At 61.9% G+C, this 16,713-nt stretch carries 10 protein-coding genes; 5 read left to right on the top strand and 5 right to left on the bottom strand.

Translation table 11 applies throughout. The features are described 5' to 3' along the window. From CKO27_RS16425 to CKO27_RS16415, 3 genes are all read right to left on the bottom strand, one after another. The coding region (locus CKO27_RS16425; RefSeq protein WP_200375996.1) for a restriction endonuclease subunit S at positions 1-880 on the bottom strand (880 nt) is incomplete at its 3' end. After that, positions 871-3,261 carry a type I restriction-modification system subunit M gene (locus tag CKO27_RS16420; RefSeq protein WP_200375995.1) on the bottom strand — a complete coding sequence of 797 codons (2,391 nt, stop codon included), beginning with the start codon at positions 3,259-3,261 and terminating at the stop codon, positions 871-873. The genes CKO27_RS16420 and CKO27_RS16425, both read right to left, overlap by 10 nt. Before the next feature lie 556 nt (positions 3,262-3,817). After that, positions 3,818-6,580 carry a response regulator gene (locus CKO27_RS16415; protein WP_200375994.1) on the bottom strand — a complete coding sequence of 921 codons (2,763 nt, stop codon included), beginning with the start codon at positions 6,578-6,580 and terminating at the stop codon, positions 3,818-3,820. Between the two features lie 723 nt (positions 6,581-7,303). Between CKO27_RS16415 and CKO27_RS16405 the strand changes: the two genes are divergently transcribed. Both CKO27_RS16405 and CKO27_RS16400 read left to right on the top strand, forming a co-directional pair. Continuing rightward, the gene (locus CKO27_RS16405; protein WP_200375992.1) at positions 7,304-8,431 is read left to right on the top strand and encodes a calcium:cation antiporter; all 1,128 of its coding nucleotides are present in this window, start codon (positions 7,304-7,306) and stop codon (positions 8,429-8,431) included. A gap of 9 nt (positions 8,432-8,440) precedes the next feature. Continuing rightward, positions 8,441-9,088 carry a hypothetical protein gene (locus CKO27_RS16400; RefSeq protein WP_200375991.1) on the top strand — a complete coding sequence of 216 codons (648 nt, stop codon included), beginning with the start codon at positions 8,441-8,443 and terminating at the stop codon, positions 9,086-9,088. Between the two features lie 226 nt (positions 9,089-9,314). Here CKO27_RS16400 and CKO27_RS16395 read toward each other — a convergent pair whose 3' ends face one another. Then, the gene (locus tag CKO27_RS16395) at positions 9,315-10,811 is read right to left on the bottom strand and encodes an RNA-directed DNA polymerase (RefSeq protein WP_200375990.1); all 1,497 of its coding nucleotides are present in this window, start codon (positions 10,809-10,811) and stop codon (positions 9,315-9,317) included. A gap of 414 nt (positions 10,812-11,225) precedes the next feature. Between CKO27_RS16395 and CKO27_RS16390 the strand changes: the two genes are divergently transcribed. The 3 genes from CKO27_RS16390 (at position 11,226) to CKO27_RS16380 (ending at position 13,744) form a co-directional block, all read left to right on the top strand. Continuing rightward, positions 11,226-12,755, top strand: coding sequence for a DEAD/DEAH box helicase family protein (locus tag CKO27_RS16390; RefSeq protein ID WP_200375989.1), 1,530 nt, complete (start codon positions 11,226-11,228; stop codon positions 12,753-12,755). A gap of 8 nt (positions 12,756-12,763) precedes the next feature. Beyond that, positions 12,764-13,186, top strand: a complete 423-nt coding sequence (locus CKO27_RS16385; RefSeq protein WP_200375988.1) for a hypothetical protein — start codon at positions 12,764-12,766, stop codon at positions 13,184-13,186. A 162-nt stretch (positions 13,187-13,348) separates the two neighbouring features. Then, entirely contained in the window at positions 13,349-13,744 is a 396-nt protein-coding gene (locus CKO27_RS16380; protein WP_200375987.1) for a hypothetical protein, read from the top strand. Here the strand turns inward: CKO27_RS16380 and CKO27_RS16375 are convergent. Next, entirely contained in the window at positions 13,689-16,655 is a 2,967-nt protein-coding gene (locus CKO27_RS16375) for a hypothetical protein (protein ID WP_200375986.1), read from the bottom strand. The genes CKO27_RS16380 and CKO27_RS16375 overlap by 56 nt on opposite strands. Between the last annotated feature and the right edge of the window lie 58 nt (positions 16,656-16,713).

The raw sequence follows: 16,713 nt of genomic DNA, 5'->3' as shown, positions 1-16,713 counted from the left end.
CTTGGTCTAAAGTCAATCTCGGCAGGATCTTCGAACATCTTTCCGAACCCTCGGTGAGTTTGCACTTCCAAGGGTAGGAAATTTCGAGGGTTCTGCCAAATCCCCGCACATCCATCACCAAGTTCTGAACGCGGACTTGGGCGGGCTTATGAACAAGGCCCGATTCGTCCCTGGTGACGCCTCTGCCTTTCGTAAAAACACCCAAGTCCCCCAACCGCTTCACCTCCCACTCTCCGCTGAACCCCGGCAGACGCTTCTTGCCGGTGAGCAATTCCTGCATGGCGCCTTGTTTGAGCTGGCGCTTCTTGGCAACGATCTGCTCCAGGGATTCGATGAGAGCATCCGCATCGCTCAACGCCTCGGCGATGGCGCGTTGTTCTGTATCGGTCGAGGGAACGGAGACAACGAATTCGCGAACACCAGCGGTAGTGAGGTTGGTAAATACACCGCCGTGCGTTGCAGAACTCTCAAACGTCAATCGAAGCCTGTCAAACTGGTAATACAAGTAGTCACTGCTAACATTGGACCTGATGTCTACCACCGCAAGAAAGCCGTCGTGAATACAAGCATCAACTCCTAGGAATGACGGAATCCCAACTGTGCCGGAACAAACCAGCGTCAACGTGCCCTTTTTGCACGGTCGGCTTCTCTTGGCTCCCTCAAGAGTGAGCGAATCAACCTGCGGAAAGACGGTTTTACCATCTCGCGTCACATCCTCGACCATTAGCCGGGGAATAGATCCTCCGTAGAATCGCTTGTCCCCCTTGGGTCTAGGACTCGCGCCTCGAATAATCCGACTAATGCCTCCGAGGCGAGCGACATCCCAATCCTCCGGAATCACCCCCACCTCGGTCAGCTTGTAGCCAGGCTTCACATCCATGCAAACCCCATCCGCTCCAGGTGGCGGTTGACCTTGGCCTCCAGTTCGGCCACCTGCTCAGTCATCCGAGGCATCGGGATCTCGTAACGCTCGGCCAGTTCCTTCACCCGCCCCGTCAACTGCTGACTGATCCGATCCATCTCGCCGTGAATGGCGACGGACAGCGCGGCGAGCCATTTGTCCTCCACCACCAGGGTCTTGATCTCGGCCTCGGTGAGCTTTGGATAGTGGACGTAGACCCTGGCATCCAGCGCCGCCTCCGCGTCCTTCAGGCGCTTCTTGATCTCGGCCTCTTGGGTGTTGAGTTTGAGCCAGTCGTTCAGCGCGGCGGCTTCGTCCCTGGCCTCCCGGTCGCCCTTGATCTCCTTGAGACGGGCGGCGACGTTGGCTTTGTTCACCTTCTCAAGCTCGGCGAAGGCGCCCTCCTCGCCGCCGTGTTCCTCCTCCAGCTCGGTGAGTTGGGCGCTGAGGGCCTCCAACGTGGCGATGAGCTGGTCAATGGCGTCCTGTTCCTTGGCGTAGAAGCGGGCGACGATCAGGGCCTTGGGGATCAGGTCGCAGGTCCAGCCCTTGTCGCGCGACTTGCCTTTCTTGTCGGTCTCGATGAGGCGGCTGGTCTCGGCCTTCCAGCCATCGACGGCGATGAGATAGAGGTCGTCTTGCAGGGGCTCGTCCATCAGGTGTTGATAGACGCCGTAGCGGTCGATGAGCGGCTGGTCGGCGTAGTGGGCGAGCAGTCCTTCGGCCAACGCGGTGATGACTTCCTTGGGGTGACAGCCGACCGACAATGCCTTGAGGTCCATGACGCTGGTCCGACGCCACTGGTCGAAATGGGCGTTCATGCCGGCGATGAAGGCGGCGAACTCGGGATGCTCGTAGATGGCTGGCTTGATGGCCGACTTCGCCACGGCGAGATCGAGATAGCCGGGGCGATTCCCCTTGAATAGGGCGTGCCGAAGCCGAGGGCAGACGGCCCAGTAGGATTGGAGCGCGTCGACATCGGCGGCGGGGATGCCGCCTTGCAGGTGCGCGGCGATGTCCTGCACGTCTTCGGGCGTCTGGCTGTCGATGTAGCGCGGCAGATTGAGGTTGAAGTCGTTGTGCTCGATCTCGGTGAAGGGGACCAAACGCGCGTACTTCGGCACCTCGCGCTGCGCGTTGAAGACATCGACGATCTGGTGGATGTCCCGGTCGCGCAGCCGGTTCTTGGGGCCGTCTTTCATGAAGCCGCCGCTGGCGTCGATCATGAAGATGCCTTTGCGTCCGTGGGCCTCGCGCTTGTCGATGACGAGGATGCAGGCGGGAATGCCGGTGCCGAAGAAGAGGTTGGCGGGCAGACCGATGATGCCCTTGATGTAGCCCTTGCGGATCAGATTGCGACGGATGTCCGCCTCGGCGTTGCCGCGAAAGAGGACGCCATGCGGCAGGATGCAGGCGCCCGTGCCGGTGCTCTTGAGCGAGCGCACGATGTGTAGCAGGTAGGCATAGTCGCCCTGTTTGGCGGGCGGGGTGCCGAAGGGCTTGAAGCGTTCGTGGGGATCGTGGAGCGGATCGAGCCCGGTGCTCCAGCGTTTGTCGGAGAAGGGCGGATTGGCGACCACGTAGTCGAAGGTCTTGAGCTGGCCGCCCTCGCTGAGTTTGGGATCGGTCAGCGTGTTGCCCTGCACGATCAACGCCGTGGGGTTGTTGTGCAGGATCATGTTCATGCGGGCGAGGCCGCTGGTGGCGGCGTCCTTTTCCTGCCCGTAGAGGGTGACGGCGGTGCTGGCCTCGTCGCCGACCTTTAGCAGCAGCGAGCCGGAGCCACAGGTGGGATCGTAGACGGTCGTGGTGGCGCTGGTCTTGGCGTCGTGGATACCGACGATCTTCGCCAGGATGCGGCTGACCTCGGCGGGGGTGTAGAACTGCCCCTTGCTCTTGCCGCTCTCGGTGGCGAAGTGGCGCATCAGGTATTCGTAGGCGTCGCCGAGGATGTCGTCACCGTCGGCGCGGTTCTTCGAGAAGTCGAGCGCCTTGTTCTCGAAGATGGCGATCAGATTGGTGAGCCGCTCCACCATCTCCTTGCCACTGCCGAGCTTGGTGGCGTCGTTGAAATCCGGCAGGTCGGAGAGCCGGTTGGCGTTGGCCAGCGGGGCGACGATCTTCTTGTTGATCTGGTCGCCCAGATCGGACTTACCCTTGAGGGCGACCATGTCCTGAAAGCTCGCGCCCGCAGGGATGATGATGGGGGCGTAGGGCTGGCCGGCGTACTTGTCACTGACGTACTTGATGAACAGCAGCACCAGGACGTAATCCTTGTACTGGCTGGCATCCATACCACCGCGCAGCTCGTCGCAACTGGACCAGAGGGAGGAATAGAGTTCGGATTTCTTCAGGGCCATGGACCGTTCGCTTGCAGGTTGGATGTCTGACGACCTTTGGCATCATACCGCAACGACCGGAGACACCCACACCAGGCCCCTGACGCGAACGACGTTTCCAGACGGCCATGTCGAGCACCCGAGCCAACGGCCACTCCGGCAGGGAACGAAGACGGACCAGAAATGGACCAGAGCCACCGCCAGACCGACATAAAAAACCCCTGCGTCCGCCATGAACGCAAGGGTTTTCAATGCCTTAGTGGTAGGCCGTGTAGGATTCGAACCTACGACCAAGGGATTATGAGTCCAACGAAACCGACCTGAGCGATCGCTCTAAGCCTCTGAAAAACCAGTCGATCAGTCGTCGGTGACGCGGTTGAAAAGATCGCTATGTGGACCAGAACTGGACCAGATGAGCCTCCAAGTGACCGGAGCGCGACCGGAGGCGGTCTACCCGATGGCGGCTTGACGCGGTTATGTGAACCTTCACATAACCGCGTACAGAGGGCACGGATCCTTGTGCCGCTCGGCCCTCGAATGGCCGCCGTCCCAGCGACTGGAAAGGCAGACGATCACATCACCGAGGCTGGTGTGGCTGAGAGAGCCACTGCTGGAGGACGGCCAAGAGTCGCTCTGGCTCGACCGGCTTGGCGAGAAAGTCATTCATGCCCGCCTCCAAGCATCGCGCCCGGTCCTCCGTAAAGGCATTCGCCGTCATGGCGACGATGGGGACCTCGCCGGATTCTGGTAGCCGGCGGATCTGCCGCGTGGCCTCCAGTCCATCCATGACAGGCATCTGCATGTCCATCAAGACGATGTCATAGTGGTTCTGCCGCGCGCGTTCGAGGGCCTCGGCGCCGTTTTCGGCCGTGTCGACCACCAGTCCCAGATCGGCGATGAGTCCCAGGGTGACCTCACGATTGATCGGCTCGTCATCGACGAGCAGGAGTCGACGACCGGCACAGTCTGGTATCCGATCGGCTTGGAAGACCCAACTGAAAGCCGTCGCTTTGGCCGTCGGTGCAGGCTCACCCCGGCGCAAACAGACCGTGAGCCAGAAGGTGCTGCCGACGCCGGGGCGGCTCTCGACTCCCACGTCGCCGCCCATCAACCGCGCCAGGCGCTGGGTCAGCGCTAGTCCAAGCCCAGTGCCCCCGTAGCGGCGAGTGATTGAGTGATCAGCTTGCTCAAAGGCGGTGAACAACCGGGGCAGTTGTTCAGCGGCGATGCCGATCCCGGTGTCCTCGACCTCGAAACGCAGCATGACACGGTCGCCGAAATCCGCTTCGAGGTGTGCCCGTAGGTTAATGGAGCCGTTCTCCGTGAACTTGATGGCATTGGTGGCGTAGTTCAGGAGCGCCTGTTGGATGCGTGCGGAATCGCCAAGGAGATTAGGCGGCAAGGACGGGAGCTTGACGCGTAGCAAGAGGCCCTTCGCCGTCACCCGATCCGACAGCATCGAGACGAGATTGCGCAGGATCGCGGGCACGCTGATCTCGGATTCCTCAAGCGTCAGCTTGCCGGACTCGATCTTGGAGAGGTCGAGGATGGCGTTGATGAGGTCCAGCAGATGGTGTCCGGCCACCTCGATCTTATCGAGCTGGTCGCGCTGGTGCGCCGTCACACCCTCACGTCGCAGCAGGTGGCTCATTCCAAGAATGGCGTTCATCGGTGTGCGAATCTCGTGGCTCATGTTGGCCAGAAACGCGCTCTTGGCATGATTGGCGGCCTCAGCGGCGTCCCGAGCCTCGATCAGTTCGGCCTCGGCCGCCTTACGTGCGGTGATGTCGTGGATGAAGGCAATGAACCATGCCTCGTCGGCGGCCTGGTGTAGGTACACGGTGAGAGCGATCGGGTAGGTCGACAGGTCCTTGCGCCGATTCACGGTCTCGATCTGCATGACGCCACTCCCTGAGCGCATCTCGGCCACCAGTGGCCGCAGCGCCTCGGGCGGAAACTCAGGGTTGACATCGCTGACCGTCAGCTCAAGAAGCTCCTCGCGCGAATACCCGAGCTGACGGCAGTACTCGTCGTTGACATACGTGAATCTCCCGGTCACCGTCTCGTTCCAGACGATGCCAATGCCCGCTCGGTCCATCGCGAACTGGGTATGCGCGAGCTGTGTGTTGCTCTGCTGCAAGGCGGTGGTGCGCACGGCGACCAGGGATTCGAGCTCTCGGCGGTAGCCATCGAGCTCGGCCTCGATGCGCTTCTTCTCGGTGATGTCGTCGTAGATGCCCAGCACGCCAATGATTTGCCCGTGTGCGTCGACCAGCGGCACCTTGGACGTGGATAGCCAGATCATGCGCCCGTCAGGCGTGGTCTGTGGCTCCTCGTAATTCAGTCGGGCCGTGCCACTTTCCATGACGGCGCGGTCGTCGGCGCGATACAGCTCGGCTTGGCCCTTCCAGCCCATCTCGAAGTCGGTCTTGCCGCGTAGATCTTCGGGTCGCCTCAACCCGGCGTCACGGGCGAACGCGCTGTTGCCGCCGAGGTAGCGCAAGGCGCGGTCCTTCCAAAACACGCGGATCGGCGCGTGCTCAATCACGGACTGGAGCAAACGTCGTTGTTGCCCCAACGTCCGATTGTGGCGATGCACCAAGACATTGCGGTAGACCAGGAAGCTCACGAGGGCGATCACCAGCAGCGCCACGGTGCTCCAAGCCAGGCGCGCGACGGTCCAAAATGCCGGTGGCGCGCCGTACCACTTCATGAACTCCGCACGGTACTGCGGGCTGCGGACATGGGCCGTGATGAATGGCTCCAACCGCTCCAGCAGTGCGGTGTTTCGTTGGGGGAATAGGAAGGCGCGCTGCATTTCCAGCAGCGGCTTGCCGACGACGCGGACCCGGTCCTCGATGCCCATGGCTCGCAGCTCTTTGAACATCACGGGTTGGGGCAGCACAAAGCCCTCGACGCGACCGGACAGCAGAGCGAATAGCCCCTGCTCAAGCGTGGGGAAGCGCTCCAGGCGAATACCGGATCGCTCGCGCAGGGTGATGTCCGCGACGCCGCCGTCGATCACCGCAACCAGGCGGTCGGTCAGCTCCTCCTGCGTCTGAAAGGCACTGTCGGCGCGGACGAACCAGGTCACGGGAACCGACTCGACCACCCCGGAGAAGAGGAAATCCTGCTTGGTGGCCGCCGTGATCCCGACGGCGGGTATCAGGTCCGCCCGGCCCGTGCGCACCGCCTCCAGGGCCTCGCTCCAGCTGTCGACCGGCAGGTAGCTCACTTCGAGTGCGGCGGCACGGGCGACAGCGGTGAGGATGTCAATCGCGAAGCCGGTGGGGTGACCCTCGGCACTGGTCTGATAGAGCGGGGGGAAATCCTTCAGCACCGCAGCTGTGATGCGCTCTTCAGCGGCCGTTGGAAAAGCGGCGAGACCGACCAAGCCGATGAGGCAGACGCGTAACCAGTCTAGGAGATACATGGCAAAGGAATCTAAGCCTGAAAGTGCTGGTTAAATTACACCTGATAGATTGTGAAAGTATTCCACAAGTGACCGGAGCACGACCGGAGGCGGTCTACACGATGGCGGCTTGACGCGGGGAGCGGAAAGTCGAGCTTCTGGAGCGAATGCCAAGTTACAACCCATACCAGACACTGGAGCTTCATCGGTCGGCTTCCGCTATCACGCGGACAGCCGACGCTCGTCCTGTTCACGAGCTACGTATACTGCCCCCGGATGTCGCTGTTTCCGGATCTCGCCGCGTTGACGCGCTACATTGGTTTGCTGGACTTCCCGTGCTCGTCGCACCAGTCAGCACGCTGGCGAGCATCCAAAACTTAGCCCACATCAGAGAGGTAAAGAGCACGATGCAATGCTCTATCAAGGCGCTCCTGAGTGCCGTGATCCTCTCCATCAGTGGCATTGGTCAAGTTGCCGAGGCGCAGGATCCACCGCCGACCAGCGTCCTCTTCGAGAATGTCCGAATCTTTGATGGCACCTCCGAGCGCCTTTCGGAGGCGTCGAATACACCATGGCCCGGATCTCCAGTGCCGATCGGGATTCCGCCCGAAACCAAGGTGATCCGGATCCATAGATAGCGTCAGGAGCACCATGACCAACGACATCACCAAAACGCTGCGAGCGGAGGCCCCGCTCGCCGTCGTCATCGCAACCACGCTGGCCTTCCTGGTTTTCGGGAAGGACTGGCTCTCCGATCTGAGTAACCCCCTCTGGCTCGCCCTGATGTTCGGCTGGCTGTTCGCCGTCATCCTCTGGGCCGCGCTCAAAGTCGTGCATCACGCGGACGGCCTGGCGATCAAGCTCGGAGAGCCCTACGGCACCTTGATCCTGACCCTGTCGGTGATCTCAATCGAAGTGCTGATGATCGCCGCCCTCATGCTGAGCGGCAGCAGCAATCCGACCCTGGCACGCGACACCATGTTCGCCGTAGTGATGATCGTCCTCAATGGCATGGTCGGGCTGACCCTGTTGCTCGGTGCGCTGCGCCATCATGAGCAGCACTACAACCTGCAGGGCGCTAATGCCTATTTGTCCGTCATCATCCCTCTGGCCTTGCTGACGCTGCTGCTGCCGGACATGACGGTGTCGACATCGACCCCGAGTCTGACCGGCTTCCAGTCCGCCTTCCTTATCGTCATCTGCATCGCGCTCTACGGCACCTTTCTCGCGATTCAGACCCTGCGCCACCGGGGCTATTTCACCGACGACCATGTCGAAGCGGAGGCGGGCGAGGCGGATCACTCGGACCACGGCGCACTCAAGCCCCGCTCGGTGCCTTTCCATGCCCTGCTGCTGCTCGCCTACCTGGTCCCCGTGGTGCTGCTGGCGAAGAAGCTCGCCGTGCCGATCGATTACGGGATCGAGGTGCTCAGCCTACCGGCGGCACTCGGCGGGTTCATCGTCGCCGCCCTGGTTCTCACCCCCGAGGCGGTCGGAGCGGTTCAGGCCGCCCTGGCGAACCGACTCCAGCGCGCGGTCAACATCTTCCTCGGTTCGGTGATGGCGACGATCGGACTCACGGTGCCGGCCGTGCTGGCGATCAGTCTGGCGACCGGAAAGATCGTCGAGCTCGGGCTCCAGGGCGCGGATATTCTGATGCTCGCGGTGACCCTGCTGGTGTCCATGGTCACCTTCAGTGCCGCGCGCACCAATTTGCTGCAAGGTGTCGTCCATCTGACCTTGTTCCTGGCTTACTTGATGCTGATTTTCGCGCCCTGACTCAGGCTCATGCCCATCGCCAACCGGATCAGCATGATCTTGGGAAAACGAGCGTCGGCTCGAAGCTCCATTGCGGTCAATGACCGTCGCGGAGCCAATGGCCGCTCAGTCGATGCTGTCGCCTCAGCCGCGCCCTGTGACGGCACATGGGACGCTCCGGCCAAGAAGCTGTCCCGGCTGGGCATCTGCGGCGGTATGCTACACGGCCAGTCTAAGCGGCGAGCAACCGGACCCATGCCCCGAGCACCATCCTTCATCGACGGTGACAGGATCCGCAAAGCAAGGACACTTCGGTCCATCGAGCCGATCTACGAGAGGTTGGCCGTCGGGCTCAGCGCGATTCCCGATCTGCGCTATATCAAGCTCTTTCCGCAGCGGCTCTCCGCGTCGAGCACTTTGTCAACAGACGGCAAGAATAACCCAGTCGTGAAGGTTGGAGCCGAAGGTGTCGTCGCCGTCGAGTTACTGATCGACGCGGATACGAAGCTCGTACAATTCTATGCACTCACATCAACGAAGAGGGGATGTGGGCGGAAGACCGTTGCAGCGGTCATCAACGCTGTGCCCGAGTCTTGGGTTGTCACCGTCGCGTTCGATTGGAGCGGAGGGTTCTGGCAGCGGATGGCCCAAGACTACCCTCGCCTGCAAGTATGCTGATGAGCGCAAACTCTTAGGCGAGCAGGATTCCAAACGACAACCAACTGAGCTGTGCCTTGGGCCAGTTTATGTAAGCTGCCGCTCCGAAGCGACCGCTCCCGGTCTGATTCACGCGGAAAGCCGTCAGATTCGCTTGAGACTCTGATCTCGGCAGAACCCAGAGAAGAGGCCACGCAGAATCTCGCTGACGCTCCGCTTCATCGGCAGGCAGTGCAGCATGCATTTCCTAGTAGGCCCACGCATTTTGTTTGAACAGCTCCACTTCCTCTGGCTCAATAACCTCTGCTGCTTCAGCCACATCCGCCACGACAATCTTCGCGACGTTTATGGCATTCTTTAATGCAGAATTGGAAATCCACCCACATTCCCATAACTGCGGTGACCCGCCGTTGACAATTTGACAGATTGGTTCGTCGCTCTCGAACTCAACGCCTACGGCTTTTGGTTGGGTTACTCGCTGCAGCCAGATTTCGAGGTAGCCGTTATATGGAACCCGTTTCATCTTGTCCCGCACTCTAGTCCAAAGGCGTGCTTTCTCCTCGGCTGGCGCAAGCGCAATTAGGTGGCTCAAAATACCGGCGACCGCCGGGAAGGTGGCCGGCGAGACATATGCAATGTCAGTTGCAATAGCCACTTGGACTTCGAGATCATCTGGGGTCTCCTTTTGATCAGAGACGTTGGTGTGAAATTCACTCAGTAACCGACGCAATGCTCCGCTATTCGGATAGCGTTGACCGAAAGCATGAAGCCTCATCAGTTGCTTTTGGATCGTCTTGGCGTTTGCCTTTCCGAGGTCTTGCAGCTCAATCCCGGCAAGTTTGTCTGGCTTTATGGAGCCTTCGACAACATTTCTGCTAGAAAAGGTCTTTGACACTCCGAGCTTCATGCCAACAGTACGCAGCTTGTCACTTACAAGTTTTAGAACCGCTTCTGCCCGTTCGTCGCTGTTTGCGAAGATGCGATAATCATCTCTATATCGAAGTATTCGGATATCAGTGCAGGAGCCCAACTCTGCATTGATTAGTTGGTCCACATATCCAAGTACGATTTCGGACACAAAGTCCATGAGCACCGAACCCTGCGCGATTCCATTGGTCTGGCCATACCGACTTGCTTGGATGTGGAAATCGATCTTGTTCCCGAGTAGGGAATTCTTGCCCTTGTTCTGCTTGGCTTCTTCCAGTCCATGAATGGCCCAAGCAATACTATGCGTATACAGCGAACCGTAGCAGTCAGTTACATCGGTATGAAGCAGGTGATTGAATTCGAGGGAGTAGGTCAGAGATCGTTGCTCCACCGCTTGCCACCAGCTCTTAATCTGAGTTGCAACGTCTGTCTGATGGTCAACCGACATGACTGGAGCACTGCAGCAGTCAATCACGCCACCTTCGAACTCGGAGATGCGCGACTTAATGATCGCCCAATTTTCCGCTTCACAAATCACGCCGACCAAAGAAACGTATATCGCCGGATGAATTAGTTCGTAGGGCCGCCAAGCGAACTTCCCATCCTTATTAGCAATAAAGTTGTAGTTGACGTTCGGAATGTCGGCGGGATTGCTTGCTTTGAACTGGGCGTAGTTGCCGCCGTTCATGATATTCGCGACATCAGTCAAAAGCGGCTCAAAGCTTATATACTTCGGCATGTCCCCATTGAAGTAGCTGCTGCCCTTCAGAAAATGGGAGCGCGCTTCTTCATTGGAGAGGTCGATCAATCGCTTCATGACTTACCCATACTACTCATGACGCCGAATTAGTGATTCTCTAGTTTCCGGATAACTCCGAGCGATAGCGCAACATAGCGCACCGAGAGGCGACAGCCAGAATCGTCCACGGGTGCTAACCAGATAACACCCGTCGGGAGCATGTTATTCGTTTCCGGATACTTCCCACTAACCAGCCAGAATAATCTACGCAAGCACGCTGGATGCTGCACCCGCGATGTCCGTTGTATGGTCGGCAGCCGTCGCTGAGGCGAATGCGGCGTGTTTCCGCCGCCATCCCGACCTGACCCATCACCCGCCCCCCTGAGGCTTCGCGCCTCTACTTGGCCCGCCGGTTAAACAATCCGATGAGTCGGGGCGCCACCAACGCCCCCCGACGACATCCCTTTGTAACCGCCTGCGGAGACCCGCCTCATGTCCTCAGTTAACGCCTATCCGATTACCCTCAACCCCGACCAGACCCTGAGCGACGCCGCTCCACCGCTCCAGGGCAAGCGGATCATCATCGAGGCCAATACCGGGGTCGGCAAGACCTATTATCTCCTGAACACCGTCGCGACCCAGACCCCACTGGTGTGGCTGGTGCCCACCGTCAATCAGCTCCAGCAACTCGCCGCGACCTATGGTGAGCGGGCCGACTACGTCGATGGCCAGCGCCATCCCGAGACCCTGGGGCCGGTGATCATCGCCACCTACGATCAGGCCCCCTGGATCGTGGAGCAACTCGGCGCGGCCTGCGCGAAGTACGTGCTGGCCATCGACGAGCTCCATCAGCTCTATCAGGCCGGAAGCTATCGGGCGTCGGCCCTGTTTCACCTCTACGCGCTGATCGAGACGATCGGCGAACCCGGTCAGTTCCGCCAGTTGATCGGCGTGTCGGCCACCCTTAACCCCGATCTGCTGTATTTCGAGCCGGACACCTGGTGGACCGTGCGGCGCGCCGGGGCGCCCACCCACAGCCTGCGTCTGGTCGAGTATGCCGACCCGAATCAGTGGCGGCGCTGGCTGACCGAGGAGCGGGAGACGTTCCTGAAACCTGACCAGCTCCACGTCATCCGCCTCGACGAGGTCGAGCGCCTGGAGGAACTGGCCCACTACTTCACCGGACTCGGCTATCGGGTGCTGACCGTCCACAGCCGGATCCAGGACAGTGCGGCGGTGCAGGAGAGGCTGGCGAGCCAGGTGCTCGATCCGTCCTATAACTTACTGCTGACCACCTCGCTGATCGACGAGGGCATCAACCTGATGAACACGGCGCTCGGGTCGATCCACGTCATCGGGGCCACGACGCACCTGGCCGAGGTCCGCCAATGTCTGGACCGCTTCCAGGCGGCCAACCCGGTCGTTTATCTCCATGTGTCCTTCCTCGCACGCGACGAAACGTCGTCCTTGGATCTGACGGCGGAAGGAAACAAACGGCTCGACCAGATGGCGGAGATCGCGGCGCTGGTGGCAGACCTACTCCCCCCAGGGTCCACGCTCACTCAGGCCCAGCGCCTGGTGCAAAAATGGAATCGATTCCTGCACGGCTTGCTTCACTTCGAACCTCTGCTACTCGTCGAAGAGGCGATGGAGTGGACGGTGAAGGGCAACGCGCCGGGTCTGGCGGCGAGTCTGTTTCGCCTGGAGGCGACCCATCAATATGAGGCCCGCCCGACGCTCATGGCGGCGCTGGAGGCCCAGTTCCCGGGGTGCACGGTCCAGCGCCGCGCGGTCGACGGGAGCGACTCCCCGGTGGCCACGCTCAAAGCCGATCTGGCGGCGGCGCAGGCCCTACAGGCGAACACCCGGCGCGCCTTGCTCGATGACAGCGAACAGACCCTGGAGGGCATCGTCCAGACCGGTGTATCCCCTCGCGAAGCGCCGCCCAGGGGGCCAGGGGTCAGAAGCTGGCCTTCGTCAATACGCAGCAGGCGAGTCGGCTCCGACTCCTTGCTCGACTGAGCCGCGAGGTGGTCACCGAGGTCGAGGACGCCTTCGCCATCGGGCGCCAGGATCAGGTGGCCGCCGTCTGGCGCTTCCACCACGGGCTGGACAACTGGGTGGTGCAGGCGCGGCACCAGATTCTGGTCGAGCACCTGAACCCGGCCGAGCCCGCACTCCGCCTGACCCACGAGGCCTCGATGACCCTGGTGTTCAAGGCCCTGATCCGAGCCGCGCTCCACCATCCCGACTTCAAGCGCCTGATCCGCGCGCACAGCCAGGCGGGACGCCGGCTGAGGGTCAAGGACAACGGCCATTTCGCCATGACCGCGCCGTTCGCGAGCCGTCTATTCCGCGACCACACCGACAGCGAGATCATCAAACACCAGGTCATCGTCCGAGGATTGGCCTGGGGAGGCTATCACTATCGCCGCCTGACGCCGCCGGCGTGACCATCGCGACCAGGCGATTCGACACCCGGCGGCCCGCCGGGGCACATCCCCGGCAACGGGGGGCGCATCGGGGGACGGGAATCCCCCGAACAAACCGTTGCGTCCGTGCCACACGGCGTTTTTCCAGCCACCCTAATCTCTTGCGCGACAGGAGCTTCACTGATGACCGCGTCTCAGCCATCACCCACACCGCCAACGATCCCGAGCCCCCTTCCGCTCGACTGGCTCGAACGCGCCGCCGCCCTCCCCGGCAAGACCCTGCATGTCGCCCTGGCCCTGTGCTGGTGTGTCGGACAACGCCAGCACCTGGTGGTCCGCCTGCCGCGCACCGCCCTCGCGCGCTTTACGGTCTCGCGCGATGCCAGCTACGACGCCCTGCGACACCTGGAGCAGGCGGGACTGATTACCGTCTTCCGGCACGTCGGGCGTAGTCCAGAGGTGACGCTGCTGGACGGGCACCCATCACGACGGCGGGTTCGCACGCCTCTCGTCACCCCCCTGATCAGGCCTCGACGATCAGGAACAGCTCACACTCCAGGCCCGGAAAACGCTCTTTGAGGACGTCGAGGAAGGCCAGTACCTTCGAGGTAGCCGGCACGACATGCGCCTGGGGTTGAACACGGGTTCCGTTCTTCACCGCCGACAAGGAGGTGGCATAACCTTGCGCCGTCAGCCAGTCAGCGAGTTGCCGCTGACTCAGATCCGCCGCCGCCAACCCCCACAGACGCTTCTGATAGGCCGCCAGGAACACCCGTTTCGCCACGCCGACATAGCCCTCCTCCTGGGTGAGATGGCACCGCCCCGTCCGGCCAGCGCCGGGCGCCGCCGTGCGATCACCCGGCTCCGGCACCGAGCGTCGTTGACGATTGGCCACCCGAAACCCCCGGAAGGCTTCCCAGTCGCTCAAATCATCCACGGTCTTCAAGCAATGGGTCTTGCGCCACTGGTCGAACAGCGTCCGGGTCAGGGCCGCCTCCTCGACCCTAACCCAGGGCTCCGTGTCGAAGGCGAGGTGAGCGATCCCGGTGTCGCCGACCTCCACCATCCGGCCACTCGCCACCACGGGGCGACGCTTGAAGTCGTACTCCGCGTTCAGGGCCATCTCGCGCCGTTCGAGTTGGAGGTCACCATTGAGCACGAGCTGATCACGCATCGAGATGAACGACTCGTAAGCGAGCTTTTGCCCCGGCGTGCGGTTGAGGATGAGATTGACCATGAAGGCGTTCTCATCCGCCACGTCGGGACCGGGCTTGATCCCGCCCTTGGCCGTGACGATCGGGAACGCGCCATCCGCCTCGGTGGTGACTTGCAGCCGGGTCCGGCCGGCGAAGAGTTGCCACACCTGATGCTTGTTCTCCAGCATCGGCGAGCCCGGCGCGACCCGCTCGACGAGGGCCTGGAAGCGACGACACAGCGGCCCACTCAGATCGAGCTGATCCAGGGGCACATCCACCAGGAACCCATCGGTGGTGACCGAGACCAATGTCGCCTCGGCCGGCAGTTTCCACAGGATCTCACCCAGCACGGCTCGGATGAACCCACACACCAAGCCCGCCACGGCCACTTCCGACACCCGCGATGGCCCCACGACGACACTCGCCAATTCTCGCGGTCCGAACACCCGCTTCCCCTTGTAGCCCTGCCCGGTCTTGCCATAGAGGGCACAACTGAGCGTCTTGATGAATTCAAACGGCAGGCTCTTGCGCCGATACACTCCCCGCAGGCTCCGCATGACCTGCATGAAGCTCTCGAACAAGCGATACCCTTCATCCCCCTGAGCGGGCGGCGGAAAGGGCAGGGTCACCTGATCGAACCCCCACGCCACCCCCATCCCGCCGGCCTCGCACGGCCGCGCCTGCCCGCTGCGATCGAAGACCGTCTGGCGCGCCATCCAGGGGATGACGATCCCGTATTGGATCGTCAGCGTCGCCCCCATTGCCCGCGCCAGTTCGATCTCGGGGGCCGTACAGAGGCACTCACCCTGCAGCGGAAACAACAGACCGCGATCTTCGACGACCACCGGCAGACAGGGCCGCTGGGTCTCCGGGGGAAACGCGAACTCGACCAGGGCGAAACCGGCAACGTGACCGATGAAATCATCGACCCGGGTGCTCATGAAAAACCGGTCGTAATCCAGCACGAACAGATAGGCGAGTCCGGACAAGTAAGCCCCCGACAAGTCGGGATCGTAATAGCGCCGCCGCTCGGTCGGCCCATAGACGAAGCACTCGTTGCGCCCACCGAGATAGGCATCCGCCAAAAACGGCTCCAGCCAGCGGCGAATGCGTTTGGGAAGACGTTTCTTCTGGGTGCGGACGCGATCGCGCTGGGTATCCCAGCGCGTGAACGACGTAACCTCGTCATTGAAGGCGACGGCGAGGGCGACACCATCCAGACGGATACAGCGCTCCGCCACCCGCACCGCCAGCCCACTGATCGTCGTCGACAGATGCCGATGACCCAGCCCGAGATGGCGAGCCGCGAACCACCACACCCACAACCCATAGAGGACGGCGATCTCCGCGTCGCGCAACCCGTAAGCCTCGAACTGAGGACAGGCATCACGCTGGAAACGGGCCATGGCTTCTTTGGTATGGCCCGCCGGCAGCTCCAGCTTCGGGATCCCCAGCCACTGCCCGAGACCCGCCAGCGACTGGCCAGCGGGCGCCAGCCGACTGGCATCGACCAGCCGCACATTCAGCCACTTCGGCTCATAGACATCGCCCACCACCGCCTGATAGCGCCGCTTCAGGGATTGCTCGCGCGCACCCGAGAGCGGCAGTTCCACCTGTGCCGGGCGCCCGATGGTCACCAGGGAACCGCCCACCCCGTCGAGCTGCGGTCGCAGGTGTTTGAAGTCGGCAAAGACGGTGATATCCGCCCGCGTAAAGAAGCCGCAGAGCACGACTTCAACCGGCCACTCCGTGACAATCCCATCCTCCAAGGCCGCCTCCAGCAGATCGTTGAGGGCCTGACTCAAACGCGGACGCTCCCGCACGGCCGCGCCGCCGCGAACATGGATGACCTGGCGCCGCGCTTCACCCGTCGGACCAATCAGGTGGAACTGGACGCTGAGCAACTGATTGCGCCCCTGGCGCGCGAACTCCCATTCCGCGTCGAAACCGATCCAGACGCGAGCCCCCAGACCCCGAGCCGGCCCGCTCGGCAGGGAGAACGCTGGCGGCTGACCCACAGGACGCAGGCCCACCCCAGCAAGGCCGTCCAGGACACTGGCCGGGAGCGGCGCCAGCGGAGGCGCGACCGCTGGAGCGAGCGGAACCTCGGAGTCGACCTGCGCCGCCCGCATCAGCGGGGCAAAATAGGCATCGCAAAACGCCAGGAGACTCGCCTCACCGTCCAACGCCGGATCGGCTGGCCGGGCCGCTGACGCCCCCAAAACCCGTCGCGGCGACGGATCGACGCCCTGAAAACCCACGCTCCCGGCGCGAGGAGCGGTTTCATTGTTCACGTTATATACCCCCATGACGAAAGTGAAACCGACGGCGACAAAAAAAGAGCCGCCCTTC

This window comes from Thiocystis violacea, from assembly GCF_016583575.1.
Classification (GTDB): domain Bacteria; phylum Pseudomonadota; class Gammaproteobacteria; order Chromatiales; family Chromatiaceae; genus Thiocystis; species Thiocystis violacea.
This window is presented reverse-complemented; position numbering and strand designations above follow the sequence as displayed.

Bases quoted from the DNA above. Each gene is read 5' to 3' on its own strand.
- CKO27_RS16420 (WP_200375995.1), bottom strand. From the start codon at position 3,261: ATGGCCCTGAAGAAATCCGAACTCTATTCCTCCCTCTGGTCCAGTTGC.
- CKO27_RS16405 (WP_200375992.1), top strand. From the start codon at position 7,304: ATGACCAACGACATCACCAAAACGCTGCGAGCGGAGGCCCCGCTCGCC.
- CKO27_RS16400 (WP_200375991.1), top strand. From the start codon at position 8,441: ATGCCCATCGCCAACCGGATCAGCATGATCTTGGGAAAACGAGCGTCG.
- CKO27_RS16395 (WP_200375990.1), bottom strand. From the start codon at position 10,811: ATGAAGCGATTGATCGACCTCTCCAATGAAGAAGCGCGCTCCCATTTT.
- CKO27_RS16390 (WP_200375989.1), top strand. From the start codon at position 11,226: ATGTCCTCAGTTAACGCCTATCCGATTACCCTCAACCCCGACCAGACC.
- CKO27_RS16380 (WP_200375987.1), top strand. From the start codon at position 13,349: ATGACCGCGTCTCAGCCATCACCCACACCGCCAACGATCCCGAGCCCC.